The organism is Maribacter confluentis (genome assembly GCF_030505015.1).
In the GTDB taxonomy this organism is placed as follows: Bacteria; Bacteroidota; Bacteroidia; order Flavobacteriales; family Flavobacteriaceae; genus Maribacter; species Maribacter sedimenticola.
The window spans coordinates 1,088,261-1,111,671 of the sequence record NZ_JAUKUC010000001.1 but is presented as its reverse complement, the minus strand read 5'-3'; the positions used below and the strand labels follow the sequence as shown (position 1 = coordinate 1,111,671).

19 protein-coding genes are annotated in these 23,411 nt (G+C 38.6%); 3 read left to right on the top strand and 16 right to left on the bottom strand.

Annotation, left to right across the window (positions count from 1 at the left end; translation table 11 throughout):
- Positions 1-11 precede the first annotated feature (11 nt).
- The 13 genes from Q2T41_RS04865 to tamL all read right to left on the bottom strand — a co-directional run bounded on the left by Q2T41_RS04865 (position 12) and on the right by tamL (position 16,762).
- Entirely contained in the window at positions 12-986 is a 975-nt protein-coding gene (locus Q2T41_RS04865) for a YpdA family putative bacillithiol disulfide reductase (RefSeq protein ID WP_304435156.1), read from the bottom strand.
- Positions 983-1,633: a ribulose-phosphate 3-epimerase gene (rpe, locus tag Q2T41_RS04860; protein ID WP_304435155.1), complete on the bottom strand. Its 651-nt coding sequence runs from the start codon at positions 1,631-1,633 to the stop codon at positions 983-985. The genes Q2T41_RS04865 and rpe overlap by 4 nt, the downstream gene beginning before the upstream one ends.
- 60 nt (positions 1,634-1,693) lie before the next feature.
- Positions 1,694-2,614 (bottom strand): tetratricopeptide repeat protein, encoded by a 921-nt coding sequence (locus Q2T41_RS04855; protein ID WP_304435154.1) that lies wholly within the window; start codon positions 2,612-2,614, stop codon positions 1,694-1,696.
- A 91-nt stretch (positions 2,615-2,705) separates the two neighbouring features.
- On the bottom strand, positions 2,706-5,348 hold the full coding sequence (locus Q2T41_RS04850) for a c-type cytochrome (protein WP_304435153.1): 2,643 nt from the start codon (positions 5,346-5,348) through the stop codon (positions 2,706-2,708).
- 45 nt (positions 5,349-5,393) lie between these two features.
- A complete protein-coding gene (locus Q2T41_RS04845; protein ID WP_304435152.1) occupies positions 5,394-5,849 on the bottom strand; it encodes a tRNA (cytidine(34)-2'-O)-methyltransferase in 456 nt (151 codons plus the stop codon).
- The gene (locus tag Q2T41_RS04840; RefSeq protein WP_304435151.1) at positions 5,839-6,072 is read right to left on the bottom strand and encodes a VF530 family protein; all 234 of its coding nucleotides are present in this window, start codon (positions 6,070-6,072) and stop codon (positions 5,839-5,841) included. The genes Q2T41_RS04845 and Q2T41_RS04840 overlap by 11 nt, the downstream gene beginning before the upstream one ends.
- 27 nt (positions 6,073-6,099) lie before the next feature.
- Positions 6,100-8,088 (bottom strand): type I pullulanase, encoded by a 1,989-nt coding sequence (pulA, locus tag Q2T41_RS04835; protein WP_304435150.1) that lies wholly within the window; start codon positions 8,086-8,088, stop codon positions 6,100-6,102.
- 253 nt (positions 8,089-8,341) lie between these two features.
- Positions 8,342-9,205 (bottom strand): sigma-70 family RNA polymerase sigma factor, encoded by an 864-nt coding sequence (locus Q2T41_RS04830; RefSeq protein ID WP_089262294.1) that lies wholly within the window; start codon positions 9,203-9,205, stop codon positions 8,342-8,344.
- Between the two features lie 160 nt (positions 9,206-9,365).
- Positions 9,366-11,588 carry a polyribonucleotide nucleotidyltransferase gene (locus Q2T41_RS04825; protein WP_304435149.1) on the bottom strand — a complete coding sequence of 741 codons (2,223 nt, stop codon included), beginning with the start codon at positions 11,586-11,588 and terminating at the stop codon, positions 9,366-9,368.
- A 211-nt stretch (positions 11,589-11,799) separates the two neighbouring features.
- Positions 11,800-12,069, bottom strand: a complete 270-nt coding sequence (gene rpsO / locus Q2T41_RS04820) for a 30S ribosomal protein S15 (protein ID WP_058106043.1) — start codon at positions 12,067-12,069, stop codon at positions 11,800-11,802.
- A 108-nt stretch (positions 12,070-12,177) separates the two neighbouring features.
- Entirely contained in the window at positions 12,178-13,044 is an 867-nt protein-coding gene (gene accD, locus Q2T41_RS04815; protein ID WP_304437404.1) for an acetyl-CoA carboxylase, carboxyltransferase subunit beta, read from the bottom strand.
- A gap of 31 nt (positions 13,045-13,075) precedes the next feature.
- Entirely contained in the window at positions 13,076-14,143 is a 1,068-nt protein-coding gene (gene fbaA, locus Q2T41_RS04810) for a class II fructose-bisphosphate aldolase (protein WP_089262290.1), read from the bottom strand.
- Positions 14,144-14,203: 60 nt separating this feature from the next.
- Complete coding sequence (gene tamL, locus Q2T41_RS04805; RefSeq protein ID WP_304435148.1) at positions 14,204-16,762, bottom strand: translocation and assembly module lipoprotein TamL; 2,559 nt, start codon at positions 16,760-16,762, stop codon at positions 14,204-14,206.
- Between the two features lie 54 nt (positions 16,763-16,816).
- Here tamL and Q2T41_RS04800 point away from each other — a divergent pair, with 54 nt between their 5' ends.
- Complete coding sequence (locus tag Q2T41_RS04800; RefSeq protein ID WP_304435147.1) at positions 16,817-17,536, top strand: TrmH family RNA methyltransferase; 720 nt, start codon at positions 16,817-16,819, stop codon at positions 17,534-17,536.
- 46 nt (positions 17,537-17,582) lie between these two features.
- Here the strand turns inward: Q2T41_RS04800 and porT are convergent, their stop codons facing one another.
- Both porT and ubiE read right to left on the bottom strand, forming a co-directional pair.
- Positions 17,583-18,278 carry a type IX secretion/gliding motility protein PorT/SprT gene (porT, locus tag Q2T41_RS04795; RefSeq protein WP_089262282.1) on the bottom strand — a complete coding sequence of 232 codons (696 nt, stop codon included), beginning with the start codon at positions 18,276-18,278 and terminating at the stop codon, positions 17,583-17,585.
- 55 nt (positions 18,279-18,333) lie between these two features.
- Complete coding sequence (gene ubiE, locus Q2T41_RS04790; protein WP_304435146.1) at positions 18,334-19,068, bottom strand: bifunctional demethylmenaquinone methyltransferase/2-methoxy-6-polyprenyl-1,4-benzoquinol methylase UbiE; 735 nt, start codon at positions 19,066-19,068, stop codon at positions 18,334-18,336.
- Positions 19,069-19,295: 227 nt separating this feature from the next.
- On the opposite strand from ubiE, the gene trkA reads away from it, so the two are divergent.
- Together trkA and Q2T41_RS04780 are read left to right on the top strand one after the other, a co-directional pair.
- Positions 19,296-20,645, top strand: a complete 1,350-nt coding sequence (gene trkA / locus Q2T41_RS04785) for a Trk system potassium transporter TrkA (protein WP_089262277.1) — start codon at positions 19,296-19,298, stop codon at positions 20,643-20,645.
- A gap of 1 nt (position 20,646) precedes the next feature.
- Complete coding sequence (locus tag Q2T41_RS04780) at positions 20,647-22,140, top strand: TrkH family potassium uptake protein (protein ID WP_304435145.1); 1,494 nt, start codon at positions 20,647-20,649, stop codon at positions 22,138-22,140.
- 71 nt (positions 22,141-22,211) lie between these two features.
- Here the strand turns inward: Q2T41_RS04780 and Q2T41_RS04775 are convergent, their stop codons facing one another.
- Positions 22,212-23,402 carry a pyridoxal phosphate-dependent aminotransferase gene (locus Q2T41_RS04775; RefSeq protein WP_304435144.1) on the bottom strand — a complete coding sequence of 397 codons (1,191 nt, stop codon included), beginning with the start codon at positions 23,400-23,402 and terminating at the stop codon, positions 22,212-22,214.
- Positions 23,403-23,411: the final 9 nt, after the last annotated feature.

Genomic DNA, 23,411 nt, shown 5'->3' with positions numbered 1-23,411 from the left:
AAAATTAGAAATTACACGGATTGTTTTGAAAGTATATCCTTAACAATTAATTTGGCGTGAACCCTTGAGTTTTCTATAAACCATTTATGGGTTTCCATACCGCCACAGATAACGCCCGCCAAGTAAAGCCCTTCCACATTGGTTTCCATACTTTCAGGGTCATATTGTGGCAGCTTTTTATCATCATGACTTATGTGAACGCCCAACAACTCCAAAAAGTGGAAATTTGGTTTGTAACCTGTTAATGCTAGTACAAAATCATTTTTGATGCTTATTTCCTTACCTTCTACTTGAAGTGTTATTGTGTGTTCTTCTACACATACAAGTGTAGATTTGTAATAAGCCTTAATGCTACCTTCCTCAATTCTATTAATGATATCTGGTCTTACCCAATATTTTACACGTTGCCCAACTTCATCACCACGAATGACCAATGTGACTTCAGCACCTTTTCGCCAACATTCAAGTGCGGCGTCAATAGCAGAATTGCTTGCCCCTACTACCGCAACTTTTTGACCGGAGTAGTAATGAGGGTTGTCATAATAGTGTGCAACCTTGTCTAAATTTTCCCCGGGAATGTTCAATAGATTGGGGATGTCGTAAAATCCGGTGGCCAATACAATATGATTACTGTTGTATTTGTTTTTGGATGATATAATAGTAAATGTATTAGCTTCTTTCTTTACACTTTCTACTTTTTCGAACAAATGCATGTTCAATTTGTTAGAAGTAACGATACGTCTGTAGTATTCCAAAGCTTCATCCCTTTTGGGTTTGGCCTCTTTACTTATAAAAGGTATTTCATCAATCTCCAATTTTTCAGAAGAAGAAAAAAATTGCATATTGGTGGGATAATGAAACAAAGAGTTTACTATAGGGCCTTTTTCTAAAATGAGGTAATCCAGACCGTTTTTTTTGGCTTCCAATCCACATGCAATTCCTATAGGTCCGCCACCAATGATGATAAGGTCATATGCTGTTTTCATCCCTTCAGCGCTTTTATGGTTGCTTGGGGGTCTTGACTTTTAAAAACAAAACTCCCTGCCACTAATATGTCTGCACCTGCAGCTACCAATTTCTGCGCATTATTTGTAGTAACGCCACCATCAATCTCTATTAATGTAGAAGCATTTTTTTTGGTGATCAATGCTTTCAATGACTTTATTTTATCATAGGTGTTTTCTATAAACGACTGACCACCAAAACCGGGGTTTACACTCATAATGATTACAATATCAATATCCTTAATGGTGTCTTCCAACAGTTGCACGTTGGTATGGGGATTAATGGCTACCCCAGCTTTCATACCGTGGGATTTAATTGCTTGAAGGGTTCTGTGCAAATGTGGACAAGCTTCATAGTGAACGGTCAAGTGTGCCGCTCCTAAGCGTGCAAATTCCTCAATATAGCGGTCAGGATCCACAATCATTAAATGAACATCCAACGGTTTTGTAGCGTGTTGTTGAATTGCTTTTAAAACAGGCATACCGTAAGAAATATTGGGGACAAATACCCCATCCATAACATCAATATGATGCCAGTCTGCTTCACTTGCATTCACCATTTCCACATCTCGTTGTAAATTACCGAAATCTGCTGCCAGAAGTGAAGGGGCTATTAATGTCTTGCTCATTTTCTATGGGTTAAACGTTCATACAAAAGTAAGGATTTGAGTTCTCCTAGAATAATGTAATCACTTTTGAAAATAATGTAAAAGGTCACTTTCGGCAGCAATATATCCAAATGAACTCCATGTGGAACTCTCTACTAGGTCAGTCATTAATTTTTTGGCCGTTTTCTTATCCCCATTATAGAAATACCAATTGGCTACCCCGTAGGAAAGAGCATCGTTAGATGGGTTTCCTGTACCAATTTGTAGTAAGGAATCTACAGGAACCATATTCTTATAAAGTTGGCATAGTCGATAATAACTCTGATTTTCAATGACATCCATATGTGGGGTAATTGGTCGTAACATTTCATTGGCCAATTCTTTGTTTCCTAATCTGCGTTGAATCATATATAGCCAATGGGTACTAGAGACAATATTATCTGGTAATGAGCCGGATTTTCTACATTTTACATAGGCATCAAATGCTTTTTCATAATCATGTCTTAAGTAATAGGCAAGTCCCAAATGATACCATATATTGCCATGTAGCGTACTTACGGGAATATTTTTGGCATTGGGCATCCCATCCGGTTCAATCGTATTCACTGTCCCATCAATTAATTTACCTGCATACTCCAAATCCGCTATGGCTTCATCAAATTTGCGAACGGAGATATACCTATGACCGCGATGCCTATATAATCTAGGTTCATTGGGAAATTGTGCTATTCCCTTGGAATAAACGGTAATGGCATCATCATAAAGTCCAAGATAGGCCGTTCTCCTACCGTACCATATTATTGTTTCTATGCTGTCCGGATATTTTTCGTAGGTAGCTTTAGCTTCAGTGTATTGGTCCAATATTTTTTGGGATGGGATTTCAATCTTGAATTCCTTACCCATAGGAGTGGTAAACGTTTGGGCTTGGTCCTGTATATTTTTAATTTGGATGTTTTCGGTCTTTTTTTCGGTCTTGCAATGAATGTTAAATAGTAATAGCATTAGGACACAGATTGAAGGTAATCGATATAAACATTTTAATTTAGAAATTAAGGACCTGTAGTTGAAAATGACGCTTTGGAAAACACTGAATTTAATCATTATTGTCGACATTATAGATTTCATGAGAAGAATCTCCACCGGAAATGATATAGGCGAATAAATCCGCAACTTCTTGTTTGTTCAATCTGTTCAATAACCCTGGAGGCATTGGGGAAACAGGTGAAAGCTCTTTTTTTACAATATTACTTTTGGCGATACCAATGGTATAATTTTCATTGAACGGATTAGGTAAAATGACTATAGAGTCGCCAACTTCAGATTTAACTCTACCGGCAATCTTGGTATTGTCATTTAAATGAAATAGCGTGTTTGCATATTGGTCGGAAATCTCATCATTTGGACTATAAATAGCAAAAAACAAATCATAGGTACTGAATTTGGTATGAGCCTGGGTAAGGTCTGGGCCAGCCGCACCCCCTTCGCCATGCATTCTATGGCATAGAATACATGTTGCTGCGGCAAATGCCCTTTTGCCATTTTCAATATTACCTTTATAGTTGTCCAAGCCTCCCCAAACAATATCTCCCATATCCTCACCTGTATATATTTTTCCGGGTCCAATAGGTTGGGGAATTTCGGCAACTGCACTAGATGGGGAATAGACACCGGAAATTTCTTGAAAATAATCCCGATCTTTCTTTGGAACATTGACCATGGCCCTTTGGCGTACATTTTCCATATACCCCTTAAAGCTTCTACCGCCATTTGAACCAAGTACATCAAAATACCAGGAAAAATAGCGTGTTCTTAAATCCTTGTTCCAACCTTCTTTTGCATTGCTCAATAACATTCCATAAAAAATAGCTTCGCTTGGTGGCATTTTGGAGATGACGTCCCTGATCAAGGGGCCATATTCTTCACTGCGCGTCGTAACTTCTTCAGAAAGCATTTTCACCCCTTCGGTTACGGTTTTTTGTGCGGTATGGAACTCTAAACGTTCCACGAGTTTTTTAACCGTATTTTTTTCGTCCAAGAATAATAAAAGTTGGGCAAGTTCTTTACTTACGGCATTTGAACTTGCAGGAAATAAGGGCGCTAGGGTGCGGGCCAAACTTTGTTGGTCTCTATTGTCTGGTTTACCTAATCTAATAAAGTTTATGGAATAAGCCCTTAAGGCATCCAATAGCGTACTATTGTCAAGGTCTGGCAGCGTTATACCCTGTAATTTGTTCAATATAAAGGATTGATTTTCGGTAAGGCCTTTGCGGCTTAAAGCAATACTAGCTTCAATGATTTTGCGAGTATTTGTTTCATTTTTAAATGTTGGTAACCAAGTTTCCAAAGGTTGGTGCTCTAATACTATTCTGGCTGCATACCGTATAAAACGGTCTGAATTATCCAAGTTGTCCCAAGCCAACTCTGTACCTTTCAACGAAGCCACGCCATGATATTTTTCCAGTTCCTTGCGAAGATTACGTGCCGCGGTCCCATCCGTATTCTTAGGATTGTTCTGGACGATTGTCTCATTGGTATAACTTAATCTATATAATCGCGAATCTAACCGTCTTCCACCAGTGGCAAAATAGACGTTACCGTCATTGCCTGCAATCATATCTGTTAACGGTAATGGAGTGCCAGATAGGAATTCTTCCCTTTTAGCTTCGTATGAACTTCCTTTTGGTTTTAGGTCTATAAAGTATACGGTTCCAAAACTCCAATCCATTGCTAGAAGTCCATTGGTATATTTTTCCGGAAAATTTAATGTTGAGGTAGATAGAACGGCAGTAGGTGAACCCTGTTCCAAATTATGTACGGCAGGAAGATTGTCAGGATAATAAGAAGGCCATTTACCTGAACCTGTTCTCCAACCATATTCGCTAGCACTGGTGACGTGGCAGATTCTAGTAGGTCTATACCAAGGCATACCAATATCCCATTCCATATCGGCATCATAGGTGAACAGCTCCCCATCGGCATTGAAGGCCAGGTCAAAAGGATTTCTGAAACCTACGGAAATGAGTTCCCAGGAGCTACCGTCCTCATTGAATTTGGTAATCCATGCGCCTGGTGCCTTTACATCGTTTGCATGGCCGCGGGCGTCAAGAAAAGGAGTGAATAAATTATCCTCGCCCCAATTGGTAGGAATACGGCTGTTTTTTTTGACCTTATCAGGAATTAAGGTATGGTTGCCCGCAATAAAGTAGATTTCGCTACCATCTGGTGAAAGGGTAAAGCTATGGGGCCCGTGTTCACCGCTACCCTCTAAACGGAGTAACATGGTAACCGTATCCAACCTACCGTCATTATCTTGGTCCGTTATCCGATAAATTCCGCTTCCTTTTTCTTGGTCATCCGGCACGTCATCTTTCCATCTTTTGTTTACGGCTACATATAGACTGTTAAATGCCCATAACATTCCATGTGCTTCTCCAATGTTCAGCGCTAACGGAATTATATTCTTTGGGTCTAGTTTATTACCTTTTGCCGGGATGGTGAATTGATAGATTTCCCCATACTGATCACAAGCAAACATTTGATTGTGTTCACCTTGTGCCAAGGCAACCCAAGATCCCTGTTCATGGTCGCTAGGGTGATAAATTTCTTCAAGTTCAAAACCATCGGGAATTGTAAACGAAATCTCTTGCTGCTTTTTTGTATTCTTTTCTTCTACATTGCACCCCAGAAATAGGAAAACAAAAAGTAGATAAAAAAGACGGTTGGTCGTTTTGATCATTATCTTGTATATTTTGCACTTAAATATACAAAGTAACCCTATATTTTAGTGGCCTAATTGTCGTAAACCTTCATAAATTGAAATGGCAACTGCATTGGCCAGGTTAAGACTTCTAATATGATCGCTATACAAAGGTATTTTTACGGTATCCTCTGTATGTTGTTGTAACAATGGTTTTGGCAGGCCCACTGATTCCTTGCCAAAGATCAAGAACATGTCATCATAGTAATCTATTTCCCAATGATATTTAGTTGCCGAGGCAGAAAAGAAAATCATTTTTTTATCTTTGTTATGCTCAAAAAATTCCTGTTGGTTTTCATAGATTATGACGTTTAAATGTTGCCAATAATCTAGTCCCGCCCGTTTTAATCTTTTGTCATTGATCTCAAAACCAAAAGGTTTTACTAGGTGCAATGTGGAACCTGTGCCCAAAGCTAGTCTGCCAATATTACCCGTATTATTTGGTATTTCGGGCTCAATAAGAACTATGTTAAAGCTCATTTTTTTTAAAGGATTGTAAATATAAATGTTCTACTTTTTCCCTGGCCCAAGGTGTCCTGCGCAGAAATTTTAAACTTGATTTTATTGAGGGGTCTTTCTTAAAACAATTGATGTTCACTTGACCCGCCAAATCTTCCCATGAATATTTTTCGGTAAGTTTTTCTAATATGGTCACCAATTTTACTCCGTGAAGTGGGTTGTTGGGTTGAGAATCTGAGCTCATGAAATATGGTTGTTAATAAGGCTAAAATTATTGTTTAAAAGCAATATACATGGACATTTCCGGGATTTCAATAGTACCCTTTATAATTTGTGAACTTTTTAAGTTAAAGGTACTACCAGACACCGCTTGCTGCCAAATTCCGTCTAGCTTATAATTTAATTTTTTTGGCGATGCGTTATATATTACTAAAATAGTGTTCCAGTAATCACCATTGGCATTATTTTCTAGTGTAAAGGATATATGTTGATGTCCTATTTGATGAAATTTTAAATGATTGCGTACATCATTGGCATTTTTCATGGCAAACGCAGGATGTGCTTTACGTAGTTGAATAAGGTTTTTATAATATTCAAATACATCTTCAAATTTTTGTTTTCTGTCCCAATCCAGTTGGTTGATGCTATCCGGAAGGTTATAGGAATTATGCGCTCCTTTTTTCGTGCGCAACATTTCTGATCCGGCGTGTAAAAATGGAGTTCCTTGTGAAGTCAATACTATGGCATTTGCCAATTTGTCCATAGCAATAAGTTCGTCCATACCAGCCTTGGGTCTTGAAATTTTCAGCTTGTCAAAAAGTGTGTGGTTATCATGACAGGAAACGTAGTTTATTGATTGCCAAGGTGCAAGTGTGTAGGGTGCATCTGAATAATTGACCTTGGAATAATTAATCTGTGGATGTGAAATAGCCCCTACTATGCCAAATTTTATGGACTCTTCAGTATTTAAGGCACCGTTGACAAAACCTAAACTTTTATTATCAAAAACAGAACCTTTTAACGCATCACGTAGGTCGTCGTTAAATGCTGCAATGTGGGGCAATTGCTGCATATGCTTTTTTAAGGCTCTTTGCTCATCGGGTAATGGTGATTCTTTTGCTGTCCATCCTTCTCCATAAATAATAATATTGGGATTTATTTTTCTTGCTTCTTGAGCAATTTGGTTCATGGTTTCAATATCATGAATTCCCATGAGGTCAAATCTAAATCCGTCAATATGATATTCCTTGATCCAGAATTTTATGGAAGCTAACATGAATTTTCTCATCATTGCTCTTTCCGATGCTGTTTCGTTGCCGCAAGCTGCTGCGTCTGCATAAGTGCCATCTTGCCATTGACGATAATAGTAATCTGGAACTTCCAAATTAAAATTAGAGGTAGTGGTTTTGCCGGTATGATTATAAACAACATCCATAATAACACCTATATTTTGGTCATGAAAGTTTTTGACCATTTGTTTGAACTCGGCAATGCGTACTTCTCCACGATAAGGGTCGGTTGAGAATGAATCTTCTGGTACATTGTAGTTATGAGGGTCATATCCCCAATTGTACTGTTCTATATTTAATTGGCTCTCATCAATTGCATAGTGGTCAAAAGTGGGTAAAAGATGCACATGTGTAACACCCAATTCCTTAATATGGTCTAATCCCGTGGACCTGTTTTGTAGGTTTTTGGTGCCAATTTCCGTAGCACCGTTATAGGTACCACGGTTTTTTATACCAGACTGGGCCTGTATAGTAAGATCGCGCAAATGCATTTCATAAATTATGGCTTCATTGGGGTGGTTTAATTTAGGGCCTTGGTCCAATTCCCAATTTTTGGGGTTGGTGGTTTGCATATCCAAAACCATGGCCCTTTTTCCGTTGACGCCAACCGCTTGGGCATAAATTCCGGGGGTTTCCGCCAACCATGCTCCCTTTATTTTTACTTGGTAAGTATAGTATACGCCATCTAAATTTCCATTGATTTCTTTCTGCCAAATACCATTGTTTCCACTCAATAGTTGATGTTGTGATAATGCTTTGGAAGAGTTACCGCTCTTGTATAAGCGTAATATAACTTCTTGGGCAGTGGGTGACCAGATTTTAAAAAGTGTAGAACTGGGTGTATATTGAATCCAAAGATTTTCATTTACGGGAGTAGGATAGTCAATAAAATTGGTATAGGATGTTTTGTTATCGCAGGAGTTGAATAGCATAAAGCCCATTAGCATAAGTGTCGGTACAATAAATTTCATTTCATAGAATGTCAATACCCTAATATAAGAAGATTATTTTGGGTCGTAGTAGAGTAAGCATTTGCTAAATTTTTTGAAGATGAATGCGTCTTAAATGAAAAAACTCCGGTAATCAGCCGGAGTTTATTCATCAATCAAAAAACGAACAGTCATGATAAACTGTTGTTACCGTTAAAATTACAATTAATATGCCATATTACCAATTTAAGGAATATTTAACCTGTAATTTTTATAACTTAAATGTATTGAATTTTTAACCCAAATACGTTTTTAAAATTTTACTTCTGGAAGTATGCTTTAATCTTCTGATCGCCTTTTCCTTAATTTGGCGCACACGTTCTCTTGTAAGGTCAAACGTTTCACCAATTTCCTCCAAAGTCATGGAATGTTGGCCGGCAAGACCAAAATACAAACGTATAACATCTGCCTCGCGTGGAGTCAATGTCTCCAAAGCACGTTCAATCTCGGTACGTAATGATTCGTGAAGCAATTCCCTATCTGGGTTAGGAGACTCACCACTACGAAGAACATCATAAAGGTTAGAATCTTCACCATCTATAAGTGGAGCATCCATAGAAACGTGTCTACCGGAATTTTTCAAGGATTGTTTAACATCCTCAACGGTCATATCCAATTCCTTTGCAATTTCTTCTGGAGAAGGCATTCTTTCGTGCGCTTGCTCTAGAAAGGCAAAAGTTTTGTTGATCTTATTGATCGAACCAATTTTGTTCAATGGCAAACGAACGATACGGGATTGTTCTGCCAAAGCTTGTAGTATAGATTGACGGATCCACCATACGGCGTAGGAGATAAATTTAAATCCCCGCGTTTCGTCAAAACGCTGTGCAGCTTTAATTAACCCAAGGTTGCCCTCGTTAATCAAATCTGGTAAAGTAAGGCCTTGGTTTTGGTACTGTTTAGCAACTGAAACCACGAATCTGAGGTTGGCTTTTGTAAGTTTTTCAAGAGCGACCTGGTCGCCTGCCTTGATCTGTTGTGCCAACTCTACTTCTTCATCAGCGGTAATCAAGTCTACCTTTCCAATTTCTTGTAAGTACTTGTCCAAAGATGCGGTCTCCCTATTGGTGACCTGTTTTGTAATCTTAAGCTGTCTCATTAAAATAAATTAAGTTCAAATTGCATAGACTGCATATACTTATACGTAAAAAACTTATGAATGTTACAAAAGGGTAAAAAAAAATTGATTTTTCCGTTGAAATGCATAAAAAAAGCCCCAACATTAAATGTTGAGGCCTTTTTTTATAAACTTAAGAAGATTAATCCCTTCTTGGCTTTCTGTCACGATCGCGATTACGGTCGTTTCCACGGCGGTCATCTCTACGCTTATCGTCACGTGGCGGTCTTTCCTTAAAACCTTCCGGTTTTGGTAAAAGTGCTTTACGAGATACTTTTTCCTTTCTTGTTCTTGGGTCTATGCCAAAATATTTGACATCGAAAACATCGCCCATGTTAACAACATCGCTCACGTTTTCAGTTCTTTCCCAAGCCAATTCGGAAACATGAAGTAGTACTTCGTTGCCAGGAGCATCAATATACTCCACTACGGCACCAAAATCTAACATTTTAATGACTTTGACTTCGTATACGCTACCAACTTCTGGTTTGAACAACAAAGCATCAATTTTTGCCATTACGGCATTAATACCTTCATTACCAACACCTAATATTTCCACGATACCTTCTTCGGTAACTGGATCTTCGTTGATAACGATGGTTGTTTCTGTTTCTTTTTGCATTTCCTGAATAACCTTTCCGCCTGGTCCGATCAATGCTCCAATGAATTCGTTAGGAATTCTTCTGGTAATCATTTTTGGTGAATGCTCTTTTACGTCAGCATTTGGTGCAGCGATGGTATCGGTCAATTTTTCCAAAATGTGCAAACGGCCATCCCTTGCTTGTTTTAATGCATTTACTAAAATTTCATAGGACAAACCTTTTACTTTGATATCCATTTGGCAAGCGGTAATTCCGTCTGCGGTACCCGTAACTTTAAAATCCATATCTCCTAAATGATCTTCATCACCCAAGATATCTGAAAGAACCGCATATTTTCCGGTTGCTGCATCGGAAATCAATCCCATAGCGATACCGGAAACTGGTTTTTTCAATTGTACACCGGCATCCATTAATGCCATAGTTCCGGAACAAACCGTTGCCATAGAGGAAGAACCGTTAGATTCCAGCACTTCTGAAACAACTCTTACCGTGTATGGGCAATCTTCAGGAACCATACCTTTTAATGCACGTTGTGCCAAATTTCCGTGACCAACTTCTCTACGTGAAGTACCACGAATTGGCCTAGCTTCACCTGTTGAGAATGGAGGGAAATTATAATGAAGGTAAAAACGCTCTTCACCTTCTTGTGATGGCATGTCTATTTGGTTGGCATCTCTAGATGTTCCTAGTGTTACCGTTGCCAAAGCTTGGGTTTCTCCCCTGGTAAAGATTGCAGAACCGTGGGTTGATGGTAAGTAGTCCACCTCACACCAAATTGGTCTGATGTCAGTGGTCTTACGGCCATCTAAGCGCAACCCTTCGTTTAATGTAAGGTCTCTTACGGCAGCTTTTTCCGCCTTATAGTAATATTTGGAAATCAACGAACCAAAGTCTGCTTGTTCCTCTTCGGTAAAAGAAGCGGTGATTTCATCTTTTATCTCACTAAATGAAGCACTTCTTTCATGCTTTGCGGATCCGGCCTTTGCTACTGCATAAACCTTATCGTACGCCATATCATGAATTTTTTTGGCTAGCTCCTCATCTTCTCTTTCCGGCTCGTACTCACGTACTTCTTTTTTGCCAAAAGCTTCGGCCAATCTAATTTGTGCGGCACATTGTACTTTAATGGCCTCATGGGCAAATTTAATGGCTTCTGTCATTTCCTCTTCGGAAATTTCATCCATTTCACCTTCAACCATCATTACAGAATCGGCAGAAGCACCAATAACCATATCAATATCACACTCTGCCAATTGGGACAAAGAGGGGTTAATGATGAATTTTCCGTTAAGTCTACCTACCCTTACTTCAGAAATGGCACATTCAAACGGGAAATCTGAAAGTTGAATTGCTGCCGAAGCGGCAAGTCCTGCCATAGCATCTGGCATAACTTCCGGATCATGTGACATTAATTGGATCATTACCTGGGTCTCGGCATGATAATCCTTAGGAAAAAGTGGACGTAATACGCGATCTACTAAACGCATAGTCAATACTTCACCATCACTTGGTCTAGCTTCTCTTTTAAAGAAACCACCAGGGTAACGACCTGCGGCCGCAAATTTTTCACGGTAATCTACCGTAAGTGGAAGAAAGTCCACATCACTTTGTTTGTAATTGGAAACAACTGTACATAATAACATACATTTTCCAGATTGTACAACAACAGAACCATGGGCCTGCTTTGCCAATTTACCGGTTTCAATAGAGATTTCCCTACCGTCACCAAGGTCAATGACCTCTTTAAATACTTTTGGAATCATAAAATTCGATTAAAATCTGTGCATGACAGATTTGTTAAACAATGGTCTTTCCGACTTAATTTCTCTGGTCGGAGTTGTTGTGTTGTTGTGTTGACCAATGAAAAACCGTGTGTAGCTTTTTGTGTTCGCCTTTACCAATGATAGGTGTAATCTCCCAAGGCACGGAGTAATCTTAAAAAAAGGGGATAGTTGCCTATCCCCTTTTGCATTATTATTTTCTAATACCAAGCTCCTTAATAAGCTCTCTGTATTTTACAATATCATTTTTGATCATATAATCAAGAAGACTTCTTCTCTTACCCACTAGTTTTACAAGTGAACGCTCAGTGTTGTAGTCTTTGTGATTTTTTTTCAAGTGACCGGTTAAATGGTTGATACGGTGAGTAAACAAAGCAATCTGTCCTTCCGTAGAGCCAGTGTTCTCTGCACTACCGCCGTATTTTTTAAAAATTTCGGCCTTTACTTCTTTAGATAAATACATTCCAATATTGTTTTAAATGATTTTTATGTATGTTGATTGATTTTCAATCAGGGCGCAAAGATACTCTTTTTTTGAAATCTGAGAACTTTTTAAAAAGAAAACATAGGATTACGCTTCTTTTCTTACCGGATTGTTTTGTATCAAATCTAAATAAAGGTTAATTTTTCTTTTAAGGTCCTTTCTATGCGAGATAAAATCCAAGAACCCGTGCTCCAATAAAAACTCAGAGGACTGAAAGCCTTCGGGAAGTTCTTTCCCTGTAGTATCCTTGACAATACGTGGGCCTGCAAATCCGATCAATGCACCCGGCTCTGCAATATTAATGTCACCAAGCATGGCATATGATGCCGTTGTACCCCCTGTTGTTGGATCGGTACATAAGGAAATATACGGTAGTCCGGCTTCTGATAATTGGGCTAATTTGGCCGATGTCTTTGCTAGTTGCATTAATGAAAGCGCGGCTTCCATCATACGTGCACCACCAGATTTTGAAATCATCATAAAGGGTACCTTCTTTTTAATGGCATAATCTATACCCCTTGCAATTTTTTCTCCAACAACGCTACCCATTGATCCACCAATGAACTTAAAGTCCATACAGCAAACCACTAAATCTTTTCCTAGAGATTTGCCATATCCTGTTCTGACCGCATCCTTTAAGCCGGTTTTTTTCTGTGCCGCCTTTAAACGTTCCGCGTATTTTTTGGTATCCTCGAACTTTAACGGGTCCTTTGAGGTCAATTTGGCGTCAAGCTCGGTAAATTTGTTGTTGTCAAAAAGGATTTCAAAATATTCCTTACTACCAATCCTTACATGGTAATCATCTTCTGGACTTACGTAAAAATTTTTGGCCAAATCTTCTGACTCCACAATTTTACCTGTGGGTGATTTGTACCACAGGCCTTTTGGTGTGTCTTTCTTCTCTTCCGTAGAAGTCTGTATTCCTTTTTCCTTTCTCTTAAACCAAGCCGTCATATCATCCATTTATAAGTTACCTTAATGTTGGTTATAGCGTATTAACGTTATTTAAATCTTCAAACGCTTTCTTTAAACGCTCTACAAAGGTAATTTCCCCTTTTCTTAACCAAACTCTTGGATCGTAGAATTTTTTATTTGGCTCGTCCGCACCTTTCGGGTTACCGATCTGTGCCTGTAAGTATTCGTTGTTATCTTGAACATAGTCACGAACACCTGCTAAAAATGCATATTGCAAATCTGTGTCTATATTCATCTTAATTACACCATAGCTAATACCTTCCCTTATTTCCTCTACGGTAGAACCAGAACCACCATGGAAAACAAAGTCAATATGGTTATGTCCTACATTATATTTTTTAGATATAAACTCTTGTGAATTCAAAAGGATCTTTGGGGTCAACTTTACGTTACCAGGCTTATATACGCCATGAACGTTTCCAAAAGCTGCCGCTATGGTGAATTTAGGACTGACCTTTGAAAGTTCTTCATAGGCATAAGCTACTTCTTCCGGCTGTGTATAAAGTTTGGAATCATCAACATCTGAATTGTCGACACCATCTTCTTCACCGCCTGTGATACCTAATTCAATTTCCAAGGTCATTCCCATTTTGCTCATGCGCTCCAAATATCCTTTACAGATTTCTATGTTCTCTTCCAATGGTTCTTCTGAAAGGTCTATCATATGTGAGCTGAAAAGTGATTTTCCGGTTTCTGCATAATGCTTTTCACTGGCATCCAATAGTCCGTCTATCCAAGGCAATAATTTTTTGGCACAGTGATCCGTATGTAGGATTACTACGGCACCATAAGCTTCTGCCAATTGGTGTACATGCTTTGCTCCGGCAATAGCACCTTGTATAGCTGCTTTTTGGCCTTCGTTAGAAAGTCCCTTACCAGCGTTGAACTGTGCTCCACCATTGGAGAATTGTATAATTACGGGGGAATTTAAGGTTGCTGCGGTTTCCAGAACGGCATTAATGGTGTTTGAACCAATAACGTTAACGGCTGGCAAAGCAAAACCTTTTTCCTTTGCGTAATTGAATATTGCTTGAACTTCGTCTCCGGTAGCTACTCCCGGTTTGATATTGTGAGCCATAATTGAGTGGTCTTTTAGTTTCTTAAAAAATGAAAAACAAAAGTAATAAAACAATTATATTTAAAAGGGATAGTTAATGCCTATTTGTAAAACGGCATTGGCAAAATTATAATCTTTGAACCATCTTTCTGACTGTATTTCAGCAGGGTTATAGGTTTTAAAGCCTAAATCCAAACGGAACAGGAAATATGTAAAATCATAACGTAGGCCAAGGCCCGTGCCCAGTGCAATGTCCTTTAACGATGCAAAACTGTCAAAAGTGGCATTGGAATCCTCTACATTGTCAAATACGTTCCATATATTTCCCGCATCCGCAAAAATAGCACCATTGATATCGCCTACAATAGGAAATCTATATTCTAGGTTTAGCGCCAATTTTAGATTGGCCTCGTTAAAATCATTGACTGCCGAAACACTTCCCGGACCTAGGGAATAGGGGAACCAAGCGCGGTTATCGTTGGATCCACCTGCAAAATAACTTCGTACAAAAGGAATGTTGTCAGAATTTCCGTAGGGTATGGCAATGCCGAAAAATGCCCTAGTGGCCAAAACGTTGGAGCGGGAGAGGTCCCAATATTTAACATATTCGAACTCATTCTTGATATATTGTGAAAACGGCACGCCAAATACCAATAATTGCTCATCGTCATTTTTGTTGAAAGGAATAAAGTTCGAAAAGGCGGACAGCAGATTGCCGGCACTTTCTAGTTTCCACCTAAATTGATAAAAACTATTATCCACAATACCCTCCCTATTGGTTTTGTTAAAGGTGTAGTTGGTAGCAAAGATGAGGTTGTTGTCCGTTAATCTTTTTCTTCTTTCCTCTAGCCTAGTGACATCGTTAAAGTCCGTTGTTGAGGTGGCAATGATTCCGTTTTCCACAGCATTGATAAAACCTGTCGTTCCTGATGGGATGATTAATGTGGGGTCATCCGGGTCAGAGTCAGATTCAAAAAATTCTGCCAGTTCAGGTTCGGTTTCATATCTATCTGCAATATCGTCCAAACGTTCAAAGGTATTTCGGTATACATTGAAAAACCTATTGCTGTTCACATTTCTAACAAATTGTATATTAAGCAATTCTACATTATGGTTAACGAAATCACTGGGGACCCAATTGTAACCCAGTATATTGTTGAACGTCTGTTTGTCAAGACCTATATTGTTCTGAAAACTGGTGCCAATGGCAATACGGGTCTTTGGCAGGGTATAATTGGGAATTAATTTGGACGTATTGATAAAGGGAAACCAGATACGTGGAAAATCTAACGTAATATCGCCCCCAAATTCTGAAAAATAGTTGGCTTCAAAAGTATTGTTACTTAATAAGCCATAAGCACCATCTGCAGAGATACTTAAATTTTCTGCCCCTTTAAATATATTCCGTATAAGTAAGGTGGTTCCAAGCCCCACACCTAATCTTCTCAGGTTAGATCTGCTTACTTCAAAATTGGTTCCCAGTGAATATTTGGGTTTGGGTGCCAAATAAATATTGGTATTTACTCTGTTTCCCAGACTATCCGCTTCAAAAATAATATTGGGATACTTAAATATGTTTAAGGCATTGAGTTGTCTTGAGGTACGTATTTTATCTACATCACGGTAAATACTGTCCTTTTTAAAAAATATGGCATTGGCCAATGTTTTTGGCTTAATGTCAAAATTGGGGGAGTAGTGGATGGTATAGTCCCCATACTCAATAATGTTGATGGAATCTAAAGTTGAGGTCGATAAATAATCAGTATAAATATTGATTTTGTTGATCTTTTCTACCTTGTAGGCAGATGTAGTCACCTCATTTTCGCCTCTTATTTTTAGATCGCCTATGTTAAGGGTAATGTTCATTTTCTGGTCATCCGCAGATTTAACGGTGTCCCTAACAATATCAAATGTTATGGAGCTTTCCTGAAAGTTGCGTATACCACTGTTTCTGAATATTCCGGTTAGTCGCTCCCGTTCCATATTAAAATTGGCCAAATCAAACTGTTGACCCTCTTTGACCAATGAATTAGCGGAATTTAAAAAATAAAGCGAATCAATTGCCGTAGATGAAATATCGTTGGAAAGCGAGTCTATTATATAGGGCTCCCCAAGGGATACATGGTAATTGACCTTGGCTTTTCTTTTGTTTTTGGTGGTATCGATTTCATAGCTGGTATTATTTGTAAAATACCCTTTACCTTGATAATAGGCGCTAAGCCTCGCAAGGCTTAGGCGTGTTCTTGTGGTGTCCAGTATTGTTGGTGCTTCACCTATATCCTTTAGCCATTCGCTTAAGCCTTTGACCAGAAAGGATTCTCCCAAACGGTTTACTTGCTTGGTGGACAAGAATTTTTCCAGTCTTTTTTTTCTATTTTCCTTTTTATTTAACCATGCATTGTACGATGAATCTGGGTTTTCTTTGGCAAGATTGTATAAATTAAGTCGCAGAGGGTAGCCTAAAACTGTAGAATTGGGTTTTTGGTATATGAGACTTTCCAGTTCTTCATTATTAATTTTTACAGAATCTGCATAAATTAGGTTTTTGGTCACCAAATATTCATCTTCCTCTACTTTTTTAAGTGAGTTGCAGGATAGCAAGACTATTGCCAGTAGGGATAATAAGCTTAATTTAGCCATGTTGTTTTTGGAGCAAAGTGCCGTCCTCATAGAAATCAAAAATACATTATTTGTATGGTTGTCAAAAGTGAATTGAAACTTATCAAAAGTCTACAGCAAAAAAAGTACCGAAATGAACACGGGCTGTTTGTTATTGAAGGAAAAAAGTCCGTTGAGGAATTGGTGGGCTCTAATTTTAAATGCTACGGAATTTTTGCAACGGCACCCAATGAGCTTAACTTAGGAGACAGTAGGGTCAATTTAATTTCTGCAAAAGAATTGGCACAGATCAGTAGTTTAAAAAACCCCAATGGGTGTTTAGGGGTTTTCCACATCCCAAAAAAAGAAATGGATATTCTGTCTGACTGGATTATGGTGTTGGATGGCGTACAGGATCCGGGTAACTTAGGGACTATCATACGTTTGTGCGATTGGTTTGGGGTAACGGATATAGTCTGTTCGTTGGATACCGTGGATTGCTACAATTCCAAGGTTCTACAGGCCACTATGGGATCTATTGCCAGGGTTAACGTACATTATGTAGATTTGGATTCCTTTTTAAGATCAACAGACCTCCCCGTTTATGGCACTTTTATGGATGGGTCCAATATCAATACCTATTCATTGCCTAAAAAAGGAATTATGATCATGGGAAATGAAGGCAAGGGCATTTCAAGTAGAGTTACTGAATTGTGTACCGACAAAATAGCCATACCGCAATTTGGTAACAAAACTACGGAAAGTTTAAATGTAGCTTCCGCAACGGCAATTTTATTACATGAAATAAGAAAGTAGTGGGGTGTAACCATTACTTTTTATGACTTTTACTAATTTCAAATGTCTATTCGAAGGTAAAATTGATGAAGATGCCGCGAGTTTTCATGGATTCAATATTTCCCGTCCATGGGCTGTTGGGGTCAAGGTCCGGTACCAGTTCATCGGTTATGGCAAATACGCCACGGATAGATGGGGTGAATTTAAAATATTCCAAATAAAAATCAATACCAAAGCCTAGTTCGTAATTGTAGACCCATTTTTTCATTCTAAAGGTACCAGAGCTATTATCGTCCAAACTTTCTTCATTGCTGCCAAGGTTTAAACTTCTAGAGCCCCCACCAATAACAAAAGGTTTCCAGTTTCCAAATCTTTTGGCGCTCGCCTTTAATAGGATGGGAAAATTGATGTATGTTGATTTTACTTCCCTAATGGCATCGCGTTCCTCGTCAAATCCGGGAAAACCCAACAATCTAGAACCATAATGAAGTCCGGGTTCAAAGCGCAAGTCCAAATGATCGTTCAAACGCATTTCTCCTATAAGTCCCACGTTGAAACCAAAACTTTTGCTAACTAGAATATCAGGTGCATTTTCTTTGTATTCAAACTTAAAGTCATATTGGTTCAATCCTAGGAAATAGCCCCAGTTCAAGAACTTTTTGTCTTCGTTCTGCTTGTTTAGTATAGGGTTTTCGTTAAATTGGGCACTTAACGAAGTTGTTGTCATCAATACCAATACGGGTATAAAAAACCATATCTTCATATATCCTGGTTTACGATTGTAGAGCAATTAATCCGTAAAGCAAATTCTAATTTCCTTAAGCGGACTTTTTTGCAATATAGATAGATGCCACCCCAAATGTTTGAGGTTTGTTCGTTACATCTATAAACCCAATTTCCCGTAAAATATTGTTGAACTTTTCACCATGTGGAAAAACCGAGGCAGATTCACTTAAATAACCGTAAGCGGAATTGTCCTTGGAGAAAAGTTTTCCTATTAATGGAAGAATGTTTTTGGTGTAAAAACGGTACCCTTGCTTATATGGGGTTTTGGTGGGTACGGAGGTTTCCAGGATAACCAAGGTTCCATTTGGCTTTAAAACACGTAGTATTTCGGCCATTCCTGTGGTTAAGGTCTCAAAATTACGCACCCCAAAAGATACGGTAACGGCGTCAAAAGTATTGTCTTCAAAACTTAGGTTTTCACTATCGCCAACGACCAACTCAATTGTATGGTCCAAATCTTTATTTTTTACTTTCTCTTTTCCAACGGTTAGCATACCGGGAGATATATCTAAGCCAACTATTCGTTTGGCCCCTGTATCGACTAGGGCTATGGCCAAATCTCCTGTACCGGTGGCAATGTCCAAAATAGATTTTGGCTGTTCTTTTTTTAATAGTTCAACCACTTTTTTTCGCCATTTAATATCTATACCAAAAGAGATTACACGATTTAAGCCATCATAGTTTGTAGAAATGGTATCGAACATCTTGGTGACCTGTTCTTTTTTGCCAAGCTCAGAATCTTTGTAAGGTGTAACTTTTTGTGACATCGCAAATTTTTTCACAAAGATACAATATACCACATGCTTAATTCTAATTTTATGGTCAGGGTTGCACCATGTTTGGTTAAAGAACTGAAAATAAATAATAAACTAATTAAATTATGTAATTTTGCCCCATAATAATTGCTACGATTATCAGGATAGTTTTACCATTGTTCATAGGTAAAGAAGTAACTTCTAGTAATATCTTGATGTTTAGCGGTCTAACAATATAAATGAAGATTATAATTGCTGGTGCTGGAGAGGTTGGCTTTCATTTGGCCAAATTACTTTCCTATGAATCACAGGATATAACCTTGATCGATAGTCAAAAGGAAAGTCTTGCATATGCGGACAATCATTTGGATATACGGGTTTTAAAAGGCGATGCAACCTCTATTGAAGTATTGCGTGATGCCCAGGTTCAGGATTCTGATCTAGTTATTGCGGTAACTTCCTCTGAAACAACGAACTTAACGTTGTGCATGTTGGCAAAACAATTAGGTTGTAAACGTACCATTGCCAGGATTTCCAATACAGAATTTATAAAGCACAAAGATCTTTTAAGGTTTTCTGATCTAGGGATCGATGAATTAATTTCCCCTGAGGCATTAGCTGCTACTGAAATACAATTGTTGCTGAACAAATCCGCTTTTAACGATACTTATGAGTTTGAGGAAGGGGAGTTGATCATGGTAGGGGTTTCCTTAATTAAATCAGCACCGTTCGTGGGTAAAATGGTAAAGGAGGCCGCAAATATTTTTCCTGAACTTCATTTTATGCCCATTGCCCTGCAACGTACAGGTACACAATACACGGTAATTCCCAGAGGAGATACCTTGTTCAAGGAAGGTGACCAAGTATACTTTATAACGGTTAAGGAAGGTGTTGATGAATTATATAAACTTACAGGAAAGAAAAAAGCCGAAATAAAGAATGTAATGATATTGGGTGGCAGTAAGGTAGGATACAAAACTGCCCGAGATCTATGTGCCAATAAATTCAATGTTAAGTTAATTGAAAAGAACAAGGAAAAGGCATTTGACCTGGCAGATGAATTGCCCAACGCGTTAATCATCAACGGGGATGGTAGAAATGTTGAATTATTGGAGGAGGAAAGTTTAGAATCCATGGATGCGTTTATTGCCGTAACCGGTAATTCCGAAACCAATATTATGTCTTGCCTGGTGGCGAAGTCTAAACATATAAAAAAGACCATTGCCTTGGTAGAGAATATGGATTATTTTCAGCTTTCTCACTCTATTGGTATAGATACATTGATCAATAAAAAATTATTGGCGGCCAACAATATTTTTAGGCATATTAGAAAAGGTGAGGTCGTAGCTTTAATGCGTTTGAACAATTTAAATGCCGAACTGTTGGAATTTATCGTCAAAAGAAATTCCAAGGTTACCGGATCTATTATTAGGGACTTGGATTTTCCTAAGGCAGCTACCATAGGTGGCGTTGTAAGGGATGGAGTTGGCCATATTGCCCTAGGTGGATTCAAGATCAAGGAAGGTGACAGGGTCGTAGTATGTTGTTTGCCATCAGAGATTCCTAAAATAGAACGAATGTTCCTTTAGTATGCAGCTTAATCTAAGAATCATATTCCATTTAATGGGACTCCTTTTACTCTGTAATGGGGGGTTTATGCTTTTGGCCGCGGTGATCAGTGGTGTTTATAAGGACGGTGCTACATTAAGCATAACATTGGCTTCCATTACAACAATGTTTGTAGGCGTTTTTGCCATGTATTATACAAGGGGTCATAAAAAAGAAGTAAAGCAAAAAGAAGGATATATTATAGTAACTTTTGGTTGGGTCGTGATGTCAATTTCCGGTATGTTGCCCTATCTGTTTAGCGGGGCTATACCAGATATCACCAATGCTTTTTTTGAGACTGTTAGCGGGTATACTACTACGGGAGCTTCCATAATGGACGATATTGAAGCCATGCCGGAAGGTATTTTGTTCTGGCGAAGTTTAACCCATTGGATAGGTGGTATGGGAATTATTGTATTGGCCATAGCAATATTGCCTTTATTGGGAATAGGGGGTATGCAGCTTTTTTCCGCAGAAGCACCTGGGCCAAGCGGGGATAAATTGCACCCTAGGATTACCGATACGGCCAAACGTTTATGGTTGATCTATTTTGGATATACCATAGCGGAAACCATACTTTTGCAAGTAGCCGGAATGTCTTTTTTCGATGCCATAAACCATGCTATGGCTACACTGTCCACAGGTGGTTTCTCCACTAAAAATGCTAGTCTTGCCCATTGGAACGATCAGCCCTTAATACAATATATCGTTATCTTCTTTATGTTTTTGGCGGGAAGTAATTTTGTATTGAGCTATTTTGCTTTTAAAGGAAGGTTTCAGAAAGTCTTCAAAGATGAAGAGTTTAGATATTATGCCGGTTTTGTTCTGGTCTTTACGCTAATTGTCGCAGTCGTAATTTATTATAAGGCTAACATAACGGATATGACACCGGGGTATCCTATGGTTTTAGGAAATGCTGAAAGTGCTTTTAGACATGCACTTTTTCAAATTGTATCGGTGATAACCACTACTGGTTTTGTTAGTGCGGATTTTACGCAGTGGACACCATTTTTGACCGTATTCTTTTTTGGCCTATTTTTTTTAGGAGGGTCCGCAGGTTCTACCGCTGGGGGCATTAAGGTAATGAGGCATCTGCTTATTATAAAGAATGGTGTGTTGGAATTTAAACGAACCTTACATACCAATGCCATAATTCCCGTTCGTTATAACAATAAAACGGTCAAGGAAAAAATTGTCTATAACATCATTGGTTTTTTTGTGCTTTATATGTTGTTGTTTATCATAGGCGCCCTAGTACTAGGTTTTATAGGGTTGGATTTTGAATCTGCCATAGGCGGTTCCGCATCTTCGTTGGGCAACGTAGGTCCTGCCCTAGGTAGTTTAAATCCTGTCAGTAACTTTAATGGCTTGCCGGTATTGGCCAAATGGTGGTGCGGATTTTTAATGTTGGCCGGCAGGTTGGAATTATTTACCGTATTGATTCTCTTAACGCCTTATTTTTGGAAGAATACCTAATTGAATTTGGGCAATAAAAAAAGTCCCTTCGTTAGAAGAGACTTTTATTTACGAATAAGTAAGCGGTAATTTTATTTTAACGCTTCCTTAATTCTTGACATTGCATCTTTAATTTCCTTTACTGAGGCAGCGTATGATATACGAATACAATTTCCATTACCAAATGCATCGCCTGTAACGGTGGCAACATTGGCAGCCTCTAAAATATACATGGAAAAATCAGAAGCGTTATTTATTGTTGTACTATTGAATGTCTTGCCAAAAAAGGAAGTTACATCTGGGTATACATAGAACGCCCCTTCAGGCTCATTGCATTTAAAACCTTCAATATCGTTCAATAGGTCCAATATTAATTTGCGACGTTCCTTGAACTCATCTACCATATACTGAATACGGTCTGGAGATTCTTCCAATGCTGTAATTACCGCACGTTGTGCAATACAGTTTGATCCACTGGTAACTTGGCCCTGTAGTTTGTTGGTAGCTCTGGCAATATATGCTGGTGCACCAATATATCCTATTCGCCATCCGGTCATAGCAAATGCCTTTGCAACACCATTTACCGTTATAGTGCGATCGTACATGTCCTCAAACTCTGCCATAGAAGCATGTTTTGTGACACCATAATTAATATGTTCGTAAATTTCATCACTTACCACAATGATTTGCGGGTGTTTTTGTAACACATCGGCCAAGGCACGTAACTCCTCTTTACTATATATAGAGCCGCTAGGATTACAAGGTGAGCTATACCAAAGCATCCTGGTTTTAGGCGTTATGGCCGCTTCCAACTGCTGTGCGGTCATCTTAAAATCGTTCTCCAAGGTTGTAGGAACTTCCACGGGGACCCCATCTGCCAGTTTTACAATATCACTATAACTTACCCAATATGGACAAGGTAAAATAACTTCGTCACCAGGGTTCAAGATTACCTGGGCTACATTGTACAATGATTGTTTTGCACCTGCGGATACAACAATTTGTGCAGGGTCATAAGTAAGGTTATTATCTCTTTTGAATTTAGTGATAATTGCCTTTTTTAAATCTACATACCCATCTACTGGAGAGTATGAGTTGTAGTTGTCGTTGATGGCCTTTATAGCCGCCTCCTTAATATAATCAGGAGTATTAAAATCCGGTTCGCCTAAACTTAAGCCAATAATATCTTTTCCAGCGGCTCTTAATTCACGGGCCTTTGCAGCCATTTCTAAAGTAGCTGACGGTGTAACACTGTTAATCCTATCCGAAAGTTGATTGCTCATAGGTACTTT